The organism is Veillonella parvula, assembly GCF_018366295.1.
Lineage (GTDB): Bacteria > Bacillota > Negativicutes > Veillonellales > Veillonellaceae > Veillonella > Veillonella parvula_P.
Map to the genome: position 1 here is coordinate 36,284 of NZ_JAGZIJ010000008.1, position 17,767 is coordinate 54,050.

Annotated in this window: 15 protein-coding genes; 3 read left to right on the top strand and 12 right to left on the bottom strand. The window is 41.3% G+C overall.

Translation table 11 applies throughout. The features are described from left to right. Positions 1–10 precede the first annotated feature (10 nt). From KHY58_RS07690 to KHY58_RS07710, 5 genes are all read right to left on the bottom strand, one after another. Positions 11–220: a helix-turn-helix domain-containing protein gene (locus KHY58_RS07690; RefSeq protein ID WP_278472822.1), complete on the bottom strand. Its 210-nt coding sequence runs from the start codon at positions 218–220 to the stop codon at positions 11–13. Positions 221–598: 378 nt separating this feature from the next. Then, positions 599–2,134, bottom strand: coding sequence for a glutamine-hydrolyzing GMP synthase (guaA, locus tag KHY58_RS07695; RefSeq protein ID WP_278472824.1), 1,536 nt, complete (start codon positions 2,132–2,134; stop codon positions 599–601). Between the two features lie 260 nt (positions 2,135–2,394). Further along, positions 2,395–2,592 carry a DUF362 domain-containing protein gene (locus KHY58_RS07700; protein ID WP_004697904.1) on the bottom strand — a complete coding sequence of 66 codons (198 nt, stop codon included), beginning with the start codon at positions 2,590–2,592 and terminating at the stop codon, positions 2,395–2,397. A 155-nt stretch (positions 2,593–2,747) separates the two neighbouring features. Then, the gene (locus KHY58_RS07705) at positions 2,748–3,899 is read right to left on the bottom strand and encodes an HAD hydrolase family protein (protein ID WP_278472825.1); all 1,152 of its coding nucleotides are present in this window, start codon (positions 3,897–3,899) and stop codon (positions 2,748–2,750) included. 67 nt (positions 3,900–3,966) lie between these two features. Beyond that, entirely contained in the window at positions 3,967–5,148 is a 1,182-nt protein-coding gene (locus tag KHY58_RS07710; RefSeq protein WP_278472827.1) for an amidohydrolase, read from the bottom strand. Between the two features lie 191 nt (positions 5,149–5,339). Between KHY58_RS07710 and KHY58_RS07715 the strand changes: the two genes are divergently transcribed. Then, complete coding sequence (locus tag KHY58_RS07715; protein ID WP_278472830.1) at positions 5,340–6,122, top strand: basic amino acid ABC transporter substrate-binding protein; 783 nt, start codon at positions 5,340–5,342, stop codon at positions 6,120–6,122. 308 nt (positions 6,123–6,430) lie between these two features. Next, on the top strand, positions 6,431–8,803 hold the full coding sequence (locus KHY58_RS07720; protein ID WP_278472833.1) for a tetratricopeptide repeat protein: 2,373 nt from the start codon (positions 6,431–6,433) through the stop codon (positions 8,801–8,803). 81 nt (positions 8,804–8,884) lie between these two features. On the opposite strand, the gene ileS is transcribed toward KHY58_RS07720, so the two are convergent. From ileS to KHY58_RS07745, 5 genes are all read right to left on the bottom strand, one after another. Continuing rightward, complete coding sequence (ileS, locus tag KHY58_RS07725) at positions 8,885–11,719, bottom strand: isoleucine--tRNA ligase (protein ID WP_008603150.1); 2,835 nt, start codon at positions 11,717–11,719, stop codon at positions 8,885–8,887. 464 nt (positions 11,720–12,183) lie between these two features. Further along, on the bottom strand, positions 12,184–12,708 hold the full coding sequence (locus tag KHY58_RS07730) for a DUF805 domain-containing protein (protein ID WP_278472835.1): 525 nt from the start codon (positions 12,706–12,708) through the stop codon (positions 12,184–12,186). Between the two features lie 139 nt (positions 12,709–12,847). Further along, positions 12,848–13,483 carry a DUF805 domain-containing protein gene (locus KHY58_RS07735; RefSeq protein WP_278472838.1) on the bottom strand — a complete coding sequence of 212 codons (636 nt, stop codon included), beginning with the start codon at positions 13,481–13,483 and terminating at the stop codon, positions 12,848–12,850. 218 nt (positions 13,484–13,701) lie between these two features. Continuing rightward, positions 13,702–14,271: a DUF805 domain-containing protein gene (locus KHY58_RS07740; RefSeq protein WP_278472840.1), complete on the bottom strand. Its 570-nt coding sequence runs from the start codon at positions 14,269–14,271 to the stop codon at positions 13,702–13,704. 3 nt (positions 14,272–14,274) lie between these two features. After that, on the bottom strand, positions 14,275–15,162 hold the full coding sequence (locus KHY58_RS07745; RefSeq protein ID WP_278472843.1) for a DUF805 domain-containing protein: 888 nt from the start codon (positions 15,160–15,162) through the stop codon (positions 14,275–14,277). A 173-nt stretch (positions 15,163–15,335) separates the two neighbouring features. Here KHY58_RS07745 and KHY58_RS07750 point away from each other — a divergent pair, with 173 nt between their 5' ends. Continuing rightward, a complete protein-coding gene (locus KHY58_RS07750) occupies positions 15,336–15,632 on the top strand; it encodes a hypothetical protein (protein ID WP_004694119.1) in 297 nt (98 codons plus the stop codon). Positions 15,633–15,773: 141 nt separating this feature from the next. Here KHY58_RS07750 and trpA read toward each other — a convergent pair whose 3' ends face one another. Together trpA and trpB are read right to left on the bottom strand one after the other, a co-directional pair. Next, positions 15,774–16,565 carry a tryptophan synthase subunit alpha gene (trpA, locus tag KHY58_RS07755; protein ID WP_278472846.1) on the bottom strand — a complete coding sequence of 264 codons (792 nt, stop codon included), beginning with the start codon at positions 16,563–16,565 and terminating at the stop codon, positions 15,774–15,776. Further along, on the bottom strand, positions 16,558–17,751 hold the full coding sequence (trpB, locus tag KHY58_RS07760; RefSeq protein WP_278472848.1) for a tryptophan synthase subunit beta: 1,194 nt from the start codon (positions 17,749–17,751) through the stop codon (positions 16,558–16,560). Before trpB ends, trpA begins: the two co-directional genes overlap by 8 nt. Between the last annotated feature and the right edge of the window lie 16 nt (positions 17,752–17,767).

Sequence of the window (17,767 nt, forward strand, 5' to 3'; positions counted from 1 at the left end):
CAGGATTTATTTATTTGTCCTGCTTTAAAATCGAAACCATATCTCCAAAATCGACATCTAGTTTCGTTCCAATACGATATAAAACCTCCATACTAACAAACTCGCCTCTGCCCATTTTAGCTACTGTTGCAGGAGATAATTCACAAACTTCGGTTAGCTCTTTTTTATTCATATTCTTATCTATTAAAATTTTCCACAATCCATTGTAATTAGCTTTCACATTCTCACTCCTTTTTTATAAGTTTATGAAGTTATTTTATATATTATAATATATTATATTATTACTATTGTATATTCTTTAAAAATATTTAGCTATCTGTCCTATGAACTCAATATATGAGCAAATTAAATCGTCTATTAATTATTATAGGATATTGTTACTCCTACTCTATTTATAACCTACAAAATCTATCTGAGACTAAAATTGAAACCAAACGAGTATAAGCCCTCTTTGTTACTTTTATAATAGTTCAATTGCTTTCCTTTTATATTCATAACTATCTCTAATGAAAATACCCCCTTTAGTGGTTGTCCAGTAAAGGGGGTATGATGGGAGGCCATATTTTAGCAAATTTATAGCCTGAATTATTTGTTCTTATTATTCCCACTCAATTGTAGCAGGTGGTTTAGATGTAATATCGTACACGATACGGTTGATGTGTTGTACTTCGTTTACGATACGACGGGAGATTGTGTCCAATACGTCGTAAGGGATGCGGGCCCAGTCAGCAGTCATGAAGTCTGTTGTTGTTACGCCACGCAATGCCAATGTGTAATCGTATGTACGGAAGTCACCCATAACGCCTACAGTACGTGTAGATGTTAATACTGCAAAGTATTGGTTGATGCTACGATCAAGGCCAGCTTTTGCAATTTCGTCACGGAAGATGTAGTCCGCATCACGCAAGATGTCGAGTTTCTCTTTAGTGATTTCGCCCATTACGCGAATAGCAAGACCAGGACCTGGGAATGGTTGACGCCATACGAGGTAATCAGCCAAACCTAATTCGGAACCAAGTTCACGTACTTCGTCTTTGAAGAGGTTGCGCAATGGTTCGATAAGACCTTTGAAGTCTACTACTGCAGGCAAGCCGCCTACGTTGTGGTGAGATTTGATAACTTCTGCTTCACCGGTACCGGACTCGATAACGTCAGGGTAGATTGTACCTTGCGCTAAGTAGTCAACGGAACCGATTTTACGGCCTTCGTCTTCGAATACGCGGATGAATTCTTCACCGATAGCTTTACGTTTCGCTTCAGGATCTTCAAGACCAGCCAATTTATCTAAGAAACGTTTTTCCGCATCGACGCGGATGAAATGCATACCGGAATCATTGAAAGCTGCTTCAACTTCGTCACCTTCGTTTTTACGCATCAAACCGTGGTCAACGAAGATACAAGTCAATTGGTCACCTACAGCTTTAGAAATAAGAGCTGCTGCAACGGAGCTATCTACACCGCCAGACAATGCTAACAATACTTTGCCGTCACCAACGGTTTTACGGATGTCTTCAATAGCAGTTTTTGCATAGTTTGCCATTGTCCATGTACCTGTGAAACCACATACTTCGTACAAGAAGTTGTGAAGCATTTCTTTGCCATGTTCAGTGTGCAACACTTCTGCATGGTATTGCATAGCATATAGTTTACGTTCTTTATTTTGCATGGATGCAACAGGACAATCCTTCGTATGTGCTACGATTTCAAAACCTTCAGGAACCTTTGCTACATAGTCAACGTGAGACATCCAAACAACTTGGTCTTCTTCCAAGCCTTTGAACAATGGAGATGTAGTGTTCACTTTAGTAGGTGTTTTACCGAATTCACGGTTGTCCGCAGATTTAACTGCGCCACCCAATGTATGCGCCATAAATTGCATACCATAGCACATGCCAAGAATAGGAATACCAAGTTCAAAAATCTCTTTCTCAATTTTTGGAGAGTTTTCTTCATACACGCTGTTAGGACCGCCTGTGAAGATAATACCTTGCGGTTTTAATTCCTTAATTTTTTCCAGCGCTTTGTTGTATGGATATACTTCGCAGTATACGTGATTTTCACGAACACGGCGCGCGATCAATTGATTATATTGACCACCAAAGTCAACAACAATTACAAATTCCTTGTTTTCCATGCCTTCCTCCATATGCATCTATTTGTGAAAGTATATTCACTATTTTTTATGCCCATACATTTCTGTACTGGGGCGCGTTTTTCCGAGCTAAACGCTAATTTTTCATTACATTTTATTATACCATAGGAAGTATAACGACTCCATATATTCCGTATGTAAATTATAAATAACTTTATAATGTTCGGATTTCTATCTATCACGCTTTAGGAGCTTTCCGTATATAAGTCAATTTGCTAACAATACCGAAAGATATCTGGCTATCACTTTTTAGGAGCCTCTCGTTTATACATTTTTACGGCCCCCACAGGACAGATGGAATAGCAGTCGCCGCAACCGATACAGCCTTTCCCGATGATAAATCGAGTCTTACCTTCGGTGATGCATTGAACAGGACAATCCTCAGCACAAGCGCCACATTTAACGCAAGTATCGTCAATATTAAACTTTAGATTTCCCATTATACATCACCTCCTATGTACTGTTTATCTGTGCCAAACTTAATATTATCTATTTTTAAGTAGTAGGATTCATATTTTAAATATATAAGATCACAAACATCACGCTAGCTCAAAAATATATTCATAATATTTCAATACAACAACAGCTATTATAATTATTTTTTCTTATTTACTTCACTATTATACGCAATAGCCGAGTAAATAGCCTTTGCCACGCCTTGGTGGTTATTATCTGTCGTTTCGTATCGTGCCGCTTCTTTAATGTTCGGTTTACTATTGCCCATCGCTACGCCTGCACCCGCAAAGCGTAACATAGATAGATCATTTTCGCTATCCCCCAGTGTCATCACCTCATCGGGACTTAAGCCCCAATGTTTTGCCAAGGCTTCTACAGCAGTGCCCTTTGTAGTGTGGGGCAACACGAATTCTAGATTGCCTTCACTAGAGAGCAATACATCATAAAAACGTTCACGACCTGTGCCATCGTGGGACAGACCTTGGTATTCATCTCGTAAGTCTTGCAAGATACGCTGACGCATCGGCTCATCACCGTAGAAGATTTGAATTTTCTCTGGACCTTCATTTAAGGCTTCCATATGAGCTAACAAATCACATACCATTGTCCGCGTAGCCAAGATAAATGGACGAATATTAGGTCTAAAGAAGAAATTAGACTGCTCTATTTCACATTCAGACATGTTTATTTTTACTGCTTCGTTGCCTTCCGCTAATGCATAGTGAGCATAAGTTGCCCCTGGTAGACGAGTGTCTCCTATACCAGAAATCTGATTTTTAGTATTGGGCAGATGATTATCCATTATGCCATGCGAACCCTTTTTATCTCCTTCATTGCGCTCGCTAGCGCATACTCCTAAGCGTTCAGGTGTAATACATCTAGATGGCGGATACATGCCAAAGATTTGGTCTTTCACATAGGCCTCTACATATACGCCATAGGTTAATAGTTTGCGTAACAAGTGTAGAGCTTGTTCCTTATCAAAATTTACGTGGAATAGACTGCGGTTTTCATCCTTGTCCATCACATAGGCACCATTGGTGCACATGAAATAACGTAAGCATGGAAGTTTTTCGATGACATCATTCATCTCATTCCAAGCGCGGCCAGAAGCAATGGCTACGCGAATGCCGCTTTCACGAGCTGCACGAATCGCCTCAATGGCATCCTCAGGAATCGCCTTTGCATCGTTTACCAAGGTGCCATCTACATCAGATGCGATGAATCGAATCGGCTTATCCCCCGTGAGGCCTATATAATTTTTTATTTCTAATCTTTCAGTTAAGGACATATACACTCCTTTTAACTAATGAATCGTATGTTGATATTACAGTTACTCAGGTAGATACAAAAATGAGCTATTTAGTACTATTAAATTCAGCAACGATTTCTTCTAAGGTTGTTGGGTTTTCTACGAGTCGTAGTAAAGCGCCACCAATAATATTAGCACCGTCGATGATAGTTTGTTCAATGGTAGGCTCTAACATGGCACCGGCAAATTCTTTAGAATGGCACACCTTCGGATCGCCAGCGAGGCGCAATTTAGGATGGAGTGCTGCACATTGATAGCTTACATTGCCAATATCTGAACTACCTCCGAGAGCTGCCGGACCAGGTTCAAAATTGAGGCCCATGTCGGCCATTACCTCTTCGATAAGCTTTGTGCCACGGTGGTTTTGGTTCATATCATCATACGGATTGCCATAAAACGCTACATCCACAGTTGTACCTGTACAAAGGGCCGCCCCTTCAAAGATGTTTTTAATCTGCTCAGATAAGCCATTTAAGTAATCCCGCTCTGTGTGACGCACGGTAACTTCTAATTCACCGAAGGCAGGAATTACATTGGATGCGGTACCTCCAGCAATGATCCATGTGCCGATGCGCGTTTCAGGGCGTACTTGTTGACGCATCATATCCATAGCATGGATAGCGAGTTGTACGCCGTTTACCGCATTGACACCATTCCAAGGCTCGCCGGCTGCATGAGCTGGCTTACCGTGATACTTAGCGCGGAAGCAATCGAGTGCCAAAAATTGTGAATTAGGCCGTGTCTCCTCGCCGTCGAGATGAACCATGATGGCAAAATCGTATTCTTTAAACACCCCTGCATTACACATATCTACCTTACACCCCATCGCTTCTTCGTCTGGTGTGCCGATAATATCTATATCCATGTTGAAAGCTACGCCCTCTTCTTGCATTTTATGCAGTGTCAATGCAGCCAACACGCTTATAGAACCACTGGCGGAGTGACCGCACGCATGGCCTACCTCTGGCAGTGCATCATATTCACAAAGTATGGCTAATCGGCCCTTTGGATTGTCTACTTTCACGACAGATGCCTTGAAGGCAGTTGGCAAATTACAGAATTCATAGGTTACATCCATGCCGTGTTTTTCGAGAACAGCACCAATAGTTTTGACAGACTCGAATTCTTGACTGGAAATCTCAGGGTTTTTAGCTAATGTATAATTCACCGCAAAAGCATCTGGTGCGAAGCTTTTACAAAGATCGGAAAATGTATGCATAAGGTTCATAGCGCCTCCAATAGATATAATCAAAAATGTGTGCAAATCGATGGATTTAAACAATGTTAAATGAAATCCATTTTTAAATATGAAACTCATGTACTCTTAATTATACAATGTTATTGCCTATTGGTGTAAAATTCCGTACAATATAAACAGAAATGTATAAACCATGTATATGGATGTTTGAGGAGGATACTATGTTTAAGTTCAAAAAATTGACAGCCATCGCCCTCGTAGCGGTAGCAGCAATGGGTTTATTGGCTGGTTGTGGCAACGACAAACCTAAAATGACACAACAAGAAGGCGTATTGCGTGTAGGTTCTGAAACTACATTCCCACCGTTCGAATTCACTGAAGGCGACAAATACGTTGGCTTCGACGTTGATTTGTCTGAAGCAATTTCTAAAAAAATCGGCCTAAAAATGGAATTCAAATCCATGGGCTTCGACGCTTTGATTCCAGCTGTTCAATCTGGCGATATCGATATGATTGCTGCAGGCATCAACGCTACTCCAGAACGTGAAAAAGTATTGGACTTCTCCGATGTGTACTTTGATCAAGGCGGTTTCATCACAGTTGTGCGTAAAGACAACACTACCATCCACAACATGGACGAGTTAGCAGGTAAAACTGTAGGTGTTCAAATCGGCACAATCCCTGTTGAAATGGCTCAAAAAATCCCTGGCACAACAGTAAAACAAATCGATTCCAACGCTAATATCTTCATGGAATTGAAAGCCGGTACAATTGATGGCGCTATCATCGATAACGCTGTAGCTATGTACTACCTCAAACAAGGTGCTGATCAAGACCTTAAACTCGTAGGCGAACCTACACAATCTCCTGGCACAGTGCTTGGCGTGAAAAAAGGCAACAAAGCTTTACAAGAAGCTGTTAACAAAGCTCTTAAAGAACTTAAAGAAGACGGCACTTACCAAAAAATCTACAACAAATGGTTTGGCGATTACAACAAAAAATAATATGTATTCCTACGAACTAGGATACATATAACCCCTCTGAAAGATTTCACCATCACATAAAATTTGTGACAACAGATCTTCTTCAGAGGGGATTTTTTGCGCTTTAATACAACACATACTAAAGCTTCCGTATTAAATTGTATTACATACGGGCATATTAGAAATAAACTAGTATATTGTGAGAATAGTTAAACAATATCAATATAATATCAATAGATGATATACAGTTATACTAGCATTGCCTCTTTTACGGTACCTAGCGTTCGTTATATAATAAATATGTATTCTATCGTATAAAAGGAGGCCTAATGGCACAGTACTTTACGGAACGCCTGCAAAAGGTTTTCCACATGATTTTTACATCCTATAATCAAAAAATGGCTCAAGAAGGCTTGCGTCAGTTAGAACTCATCATCAATAATCAGCAAGGGACAGTACAAACTGATCATCGTGCCTTGCGAAACGATATGACCACCCTTCTTGAAAGTGATATAGATACTAAAGAAGATGCTCTCAAAATAGCCAACGATCCAGAGGCTAGAGAGCTAGGTGATGCCTATGCCCTCTTGGCACGTGTCTATGCAGGGCCTCGCTTTACCTGGGAAGAGTCTAACTTCCCAGAGGACAATATGCGTACTTATCAGTGCTTACACGATAGCATTCGCCGTTGTAGCCCTATCGGTACATTACAAGCCTTGCGTATCAAAGGCTCCATCACGCCTACCGTTGAAAAGGATATGCAAATCTCCTTCGACGATGCTTTCCGCATTGTCTATGACCATGCGAATCGAGGCGATGCCTATTGCCAATATGTTATAGGCAATATCTTTTTCTGGCGCGATGATAATCGCATCGACTCCGCTGAAGCTATGCTAACACCTCCGCCCATGAGCTGGACTAAACGCATTCAAAGAAGCCTTACAGCAAACTCTGTACAGGATCGTATCGCCGCCTTACAAGGCACCGTGCCAGACGAAAAATTGCAAAAAAATGCATCTAACCTGGCGAAAGAATGGTTTAATAAGGCTCTCGACAACGATCTTGCCATGTTCCAAGGAAACTTGCGCAATATCTATATCGACGAAGCTGACTTTTCCAATGCGCGCCGCGTCGCCAAGACTGCGGCCGAGCTTGGCAACCCGGCCATGATGCTATATACAGGCCTCGACTGCCATGAAAACGGTAAATTCGAGGATGCTTTCACGTGGTTCACTAAAGGTGCCGCCTTAGGTCAATCTGAAAGCATCGCAGAATTAGCGGATTATTACTATCATTTCTATGATGCCAAAAATTTACGTTGTACTATCCCTTACGATCCGGTAAAGGCTATTGGTCTCTACCGCCGCGCTGCAACGAAAGAGTTTAGTGATGCGGGGTACACCGCCTTGCAAGCGGCCTTTGGATATATCTTTCACATAGGCCACCTCCCTCTCGACTGGGGTCTCATTGCAGACTTAACGCATATGGCGGCCACAAAAGATCGCTTTATGTTCGCCTTGCCCTATATCGGTTACATGCGAATCCACGGTTTAGGGGTGACGAAAAACATTCGCTTCGGTGTACAATCGTTACTGCGTGTCTTAGATGAGGAGCAACGAGCCTTTGAAGAGGAGAATCGCGTTCTTTTCTACGATATTACGCGCGCTTTAACACGTGTTGCCTTGGGCTATGCCTACGAAAAAGGCTATGTAACAGGCAAACCAGATTTAGATCAAGCCGTATCCTATTACGAGCAATCCCATCAATATATCTTGTCTCACAAAGCCAATTTGGATCCAGAGATAAAAGATATTCCCATCGATGACGAAGCAGAAGAACGATTAGCGGCCTTTGAAGAGGTTGATGGTCACTGGCAATACAAAGAAGGCATTGCCGAATCCACTACTACGGTGCGCCCTGCACCTGCCGCCTGGCCTCAAGATGCGGCCCGTTTATCTGTGACCATGGACGACTTCCTGTGGGATACGACTTTGTACGACTGGCAAACCATTGAAACCGCCTTAGAGTCACAGGAAGAAATGAAGCTCAGCTTTTACAATCGTTTCCTATCCATTCCAGATGTATTGCGCAATATCTTTAAGCTCGATGTAACGCGGATGCTACGAAATCATTATCAAGTAAGACTGCACGGTTATGATCCAACAGAAGGACAGGAAATCGTCTATAAGGCCCTATTCAACAAAGAAAATACCTTAAGCCTATTAAAAGAGCTTTACCATAATCGTCACTTGCCTAGCCTCGAAGAGAACTGGTCCATCGAAAAGAATGAAGAAAAGCCGACCTGGCACTATGTGCTCGATGTTGATCAACAGCCATTCTTGTTAGAGGAATACGACGATGCGAACGCTATGATTCAGACTGCCTTGCAAGGGTTGAAAGAGAAAAAATACGAACAAATTAATATTCGCACCCATGACTTTGTGGGCCCATCCTATTTTATTTTTAAAGGCAATCAGTCGACCCCATTTAGAGTGCAGCTCTATCTGAAAGAGTCGGCCCGTCACACCATCGATGACGATGGAAACCAACGAGACACGCCTGGTAAGACCTACTTATTCGAACAATATGTAGGAAATGAAGTGTCCTTAAACTATTGGATTCAAAAAACAATAAATACCTTGGAAATACCTGAGCTAGATAATTGGAAACAATTAACGGTGCCAAAGGATTTACAAACATAAAAAGACCATCCCCAGTGAACTGCACCCCAAAAATTGGACACAATTTTTGGAAGTAAAGCTCAGGAGGATGGTCTTTTTTTATTATAGTGTTTTTACAACATCGGCACAGCGTGCACAAAGTGTAGGATGTTCGCTATTTTGGCCTACTGTATCGCGGTGGATCCAGCAGCGTTCACATTTTTCGAGATTAGATGCAACAACAACTGTCGCTACGCCTGTTTCTTCGTCTTTTACAGCCTCTGCCGGTGCAGCGCCGTTCACGATGTGAGCTTCGGATACGATAACGAGTTTAGCCAAGCCTTCTTCACCAAGAGCATTCAATGCATCAAATGCAGCGCCTTCAGCGTATACCGTAACGGATGCATCCAATGGGTGACCAATTGTTTTGTCTTGACGCGCAAGTTCCAAAGCTTTTTGTACGGATGTACGCAAGTCTAACAATTGGTTCCATTTGTCAGCCAATTCTTGATTGAAGTGTTCTGGATGACCTTGTGGCCAATCTTGAAGCATAACGGATTCGCGCATACCCTCTTCTTTAGGCATGTATTTCCAAACTTCTTCTGCTGTAAAGGAAAGCACTGGAGATACCATAGCTACCAATGTTTTCAAGATTTCATACATCGCTGTTTGAGCAGAACGACGAGCTACGTTGTTTTTGCTTTCAGCATACATAGTATCTTTCATTACATCAAGATAGATGGAGCTCAAGTCTACGGTGCAGAAGTTATGAATTGCATGGTATAACATGTGGAATTCATAATTTTCGTACGCATCAGTAACCTTTTGACGCACTTCTTCTAAGCGCAACAATGCCCATTTATCGAATTCGGACATAGCTGCGTAAGCCACTTTATCAGTATTTGGATTGAAGTCATCCAAGTTGCCGAGCAAGAAGCGGAATGTATTACGGATCTTACGATATACTTCAGATAATTGTTTTACGATGTCTTTGGACAAACGTACGTCTGCTTGGTAATCCGCAGAGGATACCCACAAACGCATAACATCAGCGCCGTATACGTCGATGATGTCGCTAGGTGCCACTGTATTACCTACAGATTTGGACATCTTGCGACCTTCGCCGTCCACAACGAAGCCGTGAGTCAATACGGAATTGTATGGTGCTTTACCAGTTGTTGCCACTGCAGTTAACAAGGAAGAGTTGAACCAGCCGCGATGTTGGTCGGAACCTTCAAGGTACATAGCGCATGGTACTTCAAGATCGTTAACTTCAAGTACACCAGCCCAAGAGGAACCAGAGTCAAACCATACGTCCATGATGTCAGTTTCTTTTTTGAACTCATCATGACCGCAATGAGGACATTTGAAACCCTCTGGTAACAATTCTTTTGCACTGTGAGCCCACCATGCATCGGAGCCTTCTAGGGCTACTTTTTCTTGTAATGCTTTGATAGTATCATCGTTGATGATGTGCTCGCCACAGCTTTCACAATAGTAAATAGGAATTGGTACGCCCCAAATACGTTGACGGGAAATTACCCAGTCACCGCGGTCGCGAACCATGTTGAAAATTCGGTCGTGGCCCCATTTAGGAATCCATTGCACTTGATTGTCGATTGCATCAAGTGCTTGTTGACGATATCCATCTACAGAGGAGAACCATTGTTCTGTAGCACGGTAGATTACAGGATTTTTACAACGCCAGCAGTGAGCGTATTGGTGACGCAAGCTAGATTTGTGAAGCAATGCATTATTGTGCGCCAAGATTTTGATTACAGGCACCTCTGCATCGTGGATTTCTACACCAGCCAATGGGAATTCGGTATCGCCATAACGGTTGTCGTCTACTTGTTTTGTGTAGTTACCAGTTTCATTAACAAGAGATACGATAGGAAGTTCAGTTTTGCCTTCCTTGTTATAACGCATAACGATGTTAAAGTCATCTTCACCGTGTGCAGGAGCTGTATGTACGCAACCAGTACCTGCTTCAAGCGTTACATGGTCGCCACATAAAACAGTAGATTTACGTTCTACGAATGGATGTTTAAATTCAGCCAATTCTAAGTCTGCCCCAGAGAAGCGATTTACGATTTCATAATCTTCGATGCCGATATCTTTCATAGCTGCATCAACGAGTTCAGTAGCCATCAAGTAGTATTCTTCGCCTACTTTTACCCAGCCATATTCAAGCTCAGGGTTAACGGAGATTGCTACGTTGGCAGGCATTGTCCAAGGAGTAGTTGTCCAGATAACGGAGTATGCTTGTTTTGGATCTACGCCAGCTGGCAATGTTACCTTTTTCTCGGATACGTAAGGGAATTTTACGTAAATGGAGAAGGATTTTTTCTCAGCGTATTCGATTTCTGCTTCTGCCAATGCAGTTTCGCAGTGTGTACACCAGTATACAGTTTTAAGGCCTTTATAGATGTGGCCGCGTTTTGCCATTTCGCCGAAGATACCAAGTTGTTTTACTTCGAACTCAGGGCGCAATGTCAAATACGGACGATCCCATTCGCCTAATACACCAAAACGAATGAAGTCTTGTTTTTGTGTTTCTACACACTCCAATGCATATTCCTTACATTTATTGCGCAAGTCCAATGGAGCCATTTCATGACGGTTAAGACCTGTGTTTTTGATAACCGCATGCTCGATTGGCAAACCATGCGTATCCCAACCTGGGATATAACGCGTATAGTGACCGGTCATAGTCTTGTATTTCATGATGATGTCCTTCAACGTTTTGTTGAGGGCATGACCAATGTGCAATTTACCGTTCGCATATGGAGGGCCATCATGCAAAATGAATGGCTTTGCGTCTTTACGCAATTCCAAACGTTTTTGATAAATCTTGTTATCTTCCCAAAATTTTAAGATTTCTGGTTCGCGCTTAGGCAAATTGCCGCGCATTGGGAATTCTGTTTCAGGCAAATGTAACGTCTTACCGTAATCCATGATGTGCTCCTTTTACATAAAAAAAATCGCCCGCCCCCCGAAGGGACGGACGTCATATCCGTGGTACCACCCTACTGACTCTCGTTACTTGTGAAAGCTAACGCCATCGCAACTGCGATTGTCACACCATGCTAGCACATGATTGTAACACATAAGACGCAACTCATCTCTCATATTGTGAAAGCCACTTAGACATATAACGGTGTTCACCGGCGGCGTTGCCGCTTGCTCCAAAGTGATCCGCACATCTCTAGATTTCCAAACCTTTCAGCCCATGAGTTTGGTCTCTACTAAATCCGTCTGAGACATGCCGTCTTTTTCAACGCAATATTCATATAATAGATAATTATAGGACTCACGAGGGAGAATTGTCAAATACTTTATTTCTAAGTTTAACAAAACTTTTTTCCCCATTAAGCAAAAGAAAAAGCCTACTTATGTAGGCTTTATTGTAGATACAATTATTAGATTGCACTCATGAGAATTAATTCAAGAATAATAATTGCAATGCACACGTACATGAATTTACGATCCATGTCATCAGTTGGAGTTTCTTTAAGACCAGTGCGAGCAGCTTCTTCAGCAGTGACAACTTCATAGCTCATTGGAGATCCGTATTGATTATCACCTTCATCACCCTTTTGAGCAAGTAGATAAATAACATAGATAATACCAAATGGAATCAGGCTAATCAAAAGCATCCAACCACTTTTACCAATGTCATGTAGACGACGAGCAGCAAGACCAATGGAAGGTAATAAAATTGCTAGATTATATACTACAGAAATAAGCCCTACAACACTTGCTAGCGCAGTATCCATTACAAGGGCACTTAATACATTGAAGATACCAGCAATAACAATTGTGATACCATAGAAACGCCAATATTCACTGCGGCTTGCACGACCTTTGAAATTAGCATAATTACCCATAATCGTATGTTTAAAATTATCTACATACGAAAGATTTTTGATAGACAAATCAGTCATAATCTTCTCTCCTCTAGAAATAACAAATAAATTCTTCTTGAAAATATTATATCATTACTGTTGACGATTTTGAAAATGAATGTCTATATGTTTTGGGAATAACTTATGCTTTATATTTCATTATAGGATACATCATAAACTACATCGCACTGGTCATAAGTAGTTTATCTACCAAGAACCAGAGTACAAAGATAGCGCAGAATAGTCCTGCAGTTAGTCCCATAGATGGTGTAGTATCAATAAGACCTAATTCACGGGCCATTTGTTTTGTTACAACTACTTGACCTGTAGGGGAGCCAAAGCGATTTGATTGGCTTTCACCAGGCAGAGCCATAAGGATCAACAGGATAATGGTCCCTACCACCGGAATGAATCCAATAAATACGAGTCCGCCTGATCGGCCTTGATCGTGTAAGCGTCGTACTGAAACGGCCACGCCAGGAATAACCATAATCACGGACAAAAGAACAAGAATGACCAAGCCAAAACCTACGCCTACTACACTAGACAGTGGGCTAATATAGCTCAAAAAAGCACAGGTAAACAGAATGGCCACAAACAACAATTGATAGACTAAAAAGAAATGCCAATATTCACTACGACTTGCACGACCATCAAAGTCAGCATATTTATAAACCAAACATTGTTTAAAGTTTTCAATCAAGCCTAGATTGTATTTATCTAACGAGATTTGTGGCCTACTAACATGCCCACATTCTGGACAGTAACAATCTGTTTTTAACACTTCATGTCCACAGTAGGGACAAGATTTCATAATAAACTCCTTCTAGTTACAAACAGGAATCAGCAAAGATTACGAAGTCCTGCTGTACTTAACACATATAACAACTTAGATATTTTTTATTTATTAATATCTATATTTTTGAATTCATCTGAAATTCATTTTACTACAAAGTGTTATATTGTCTATAAAGGAGATGTTAAACTTTTATAAAATAAAATAATGAGATTGTTAATAAATGCAGATCTTTATTACATATATCCATTCCCATTAATACCATACCATAATATCTCTCTAATGATATCGGCAATAATAATAGATTGGATAATAAAGATAGCAATCCCCATCGCCCAATCTTGGCGACGGGATGGAGTTTCTTCTAGACCAGTAGCTTTGCTAACCTCAGGAGTAATAGGTGTATATCCGGTTCTTTCACCATATGAATTCTCTCTTTGATCGCCACGACGCAATTCGTAAATGAGAAATATAAAGAATCCTATAACAGGAATAAATGAGATTAGCTGCGTCCAACCACTCCGGCCAATATCATGCATACGCCGCGCTGTGATAGCTATATTGGGAACTATAAAGAAAAGGGATACCCCTACAGCAACATTATCGATAAGCGTTTCATAATTAGGGAAGCCCAAGTTACTACATAGTAAAGCCAAAATCCCAAGTACCCCTTGAATCAGCGTAACGCCTGCCACGAATCGCCAATATTCACTACGGCTAGCACGACCGTTAAAATTAGCATAATTCTTAATACCTAATTTGAAGGCATCGGTATAATTCAAATCATATATATTTATGGTTGACATAACCTAATCCTCCTCCGCAGCTTCAATAGCAACAATGCCCCAGCCTTTGCCTTCATTATGCAAACGAACTAATAGAGGCTCTAGATTATCTTCAAAGGTAACGGTAAAGCCCATATAATTTACAACAATATCATCATCTTGGTCTTGAGAAACATAGTCAAGCTGTATCGCTTTTACCTTAGGAACCTCTTCCTTAGCCATGGCTTGTTCCCATAGTTCAAAGGTACCATATCGTTCCATAGCGCGAGCACTCAAATAACGATATGCACCATGATAATCCTTTTTGTTGAGGGCTTCATAATAATTACTTACCACAGTACGCCCCTCTGTTGTAGCCGTTTCACTTTGTAAAAGACGATTAGCTTGTTTCGTTAACGAACTAGGTTCCAAATTGCCATAAGCAGTCTCTTCTACCATAAAATTATGATTAATCATTGTACTACCTACACTAGTGGCTAGGCATCCTAATACTAATATGGCCACAATAAAGAGGCCCGATACGGAACGTTTTTCCTCTGATTCATTAGATATAGGCGATGTGCGCTTACAGAACAGATACAATAATGCAAGCCAGCCTAAAAAAGGAACCAATAGTAAAATCATCAACATTGGATCATTATTAGAGTCTCGTAACCGTCTTGCCATTAACATAATCTTCGGCAAGCATAACAGGATGGACAGTACAAATAATACGCCGCCACCGATAGAGACAACATAAAGAAATCCGTACGGTATATAGGTTGCAAGACCTGTAATACATATAATTAAGCCATATACAAAGGATATAGCGCTTATGGTGAGCCAAAAATCGGCTGTATTTGTACGTCCCTTACTGTTCGCATAGTTTTCCACTAACTCACGATAGAGGATTTCGTATACTCTCTGTTTCATAAAGCTCCTACTATAATCTTAGATAATATTAAATAATAAACATATATAGATATTCCTATTATACTATGATTTATCAACTTAGTTGATTCATTTTTTGTTCATGAAATTTTCCTATACTACAGATATATTTCTTACAACTAAAATTCGTACAATCAATTATACAGGAGATAATTATGAAAGCTAAATTAATGAAAGCAATAGCCTTGGCCAGCTTAGGTGCCTTCTTAACAGTTGGTATTGGTGCCAATGTAGCCCAAGCCAAAGATTACCACTTCAAAATTGGTGAAAATCATCGCATGGTAAAAAATGATGATGGCACGGTAGATAGTAGCGCTCATCCATGGTACAAAGTAAATGATAAAAAGAAAAAGCACAGAAAGCATAGAATATCTGAACGTGAAAAGCATGATAAAAATGCAACAGCAAAACGCAGTGAACGCCATCAACGTTCTGAATCCTCTAATGACTAAGCCTTGCGCATAATACATATTACTGGCCCTAAAAACACAAAACTAAATTAACCAACCAATGAAAAGGACGTTATACATTGTATAACGTCCTTTTGTGTTATCCCCTATATACTTTTTCCCAAGACTATATGAGTTATTATGTTATGCGCCAGCCTTTAGAACAGCTTGTTTCATGGATTGTACGTAATCAAACAACGCTTGATCCGCATGCTCACCGTGTTCTGCCACGATTTTAACGATAGCAGAGCCTACGATGGCTCCATCGGATACGCGCGCCATAGCTTCTGCTTGTTCTGGCTTGGAAATACCGAAACCAACAGCGACAGGGATATCTGTATATTTGCGAATCGTTTCAACGATGGATTTAATATCCGTCTTAATTTCACTGCGCATGCCTGTAACGCCAAGGGAAGATACACAGTACACAAAGCCTTCAGCGTCTTTGGCGATCATTTCAATGCGGTTTTCAGATGTTGGCGCAATTAAGGATACCACTTCAACATCATGCTTATGAGCCACACTAGCGAGCTCGCCTTTTTCTTCAAACGGCATATCTGGCACGATAACACCAGAGATTCCCACCTCTTCACAGAGGGTAAAGAATTTTTCACGACCGAATACGTAAATAGGATTCAAATAAGTCATGAATACGAGCGGTATAGTCACTGCATCATCACCAGTACGTAAACGACGCATCATATCAAAGATATCATTGATTTTTACGCCTGTGGAGAGAGCACGCGTGCTCGCCTCTTGAATAACTGGGCCTTCCGCGGTTGGGTCAGAGAAAGGAATACCAATTTCTACCATGTCCGCACCGGCTTTCACCATAATACGAATATAACGTTCTGTATTCTCAATACCGTGGTCACCAGCACTAATGAATGGGATGAATGCCTTGCCCTTTATGAAAGCGTCTTTAATTTTACTCATGAAGATCCACCCCTCTGTATTTCGCCATAGCCGCCACGTCTTTGTCGCCACGACCGGATAAACAAATAATAATAATGTCGTCCTTGCTCATAGTAGGAGCAATTTTACGTGCATGTGCCACCGCATGAGCACTTTCAATGGCTGGAATAATACCTTCCAAACGAGATAAATATTCAAAGGCATCGACTGCTTCGTCATCTGTAACAGGCACGTATTCAGCACGACCGCTATCGTGCAAGTACGCATGTTCAGGGCCGATACCAGGGTAATCGAGGCCTGCAGAGATAGAGTATACTGGAGCGATTTGTCCATCTTCGTCTTGGCAGAAGTAGGATTTCATGCCATGGAAGATACCAACAGAACCTTTTGCGATTGTCGCAGCATGTTCCTCTGTATCGATGCCGCGACCTGCTGCTTCACAACCGATGAGACGAACACCTTCATCTGGAATGAAGTGATAGAACATTCCCATCGCATTGGAGCCGCCACCTACACAAGCCATAATAGCTGTTGGCAATTTGCCTTCTGCTTCAAGGATTTGTTCACGCGCTTCACGGCTGATAATGGATTGGAAATCGCGTACGATCATAGGGAATGGATGAGCCCCCATAACGGAGCCCAATACATAGTGTGTATCAGACATGCGGTTTGTCCATTCGCGCAACGCTTCGGAAACCGCATCTTTCAATGTACTAGTCCCTGTTGTTACTGGATGCACCTTAGCGCCTAGCAATTCCATACGATATACGTTAAGTGCTTGACGTTCACAGTCCTCTGCACCCATGTATACTTCGCATTCCATGCCCATCAATGCAGCGATAGTAGCCGTTGCCACGCCGTGTTGACCTGCGCCAGTTTCAGCAATAACGCGTGTTTTACCCATCCGTTTTGCCAATAGCATTTGGCCGATAACGTTATTCAACTTGTGAGAACCCGTATGATTTAAGTCCTCACGTTTTAAATAGATTTTGGCACCTCCAAGGTCCTTTGACATGCGTTCTGCATAGTATAAAAGGGATGGGCGACCTGTATATTTTTTATGTAAATCCTCAAGTTCGTGTACGAAATCAGGATCATCTTTGTACTTGTTGTACGCCTCTTCCAATTCGATGACTGCATTCATCAATGTTTCTGGCATAAATTGGCCACCAAAGGAGCCAAAATAGCCATGTCTTTGTTCACTCATATAACTTACCTTTCTA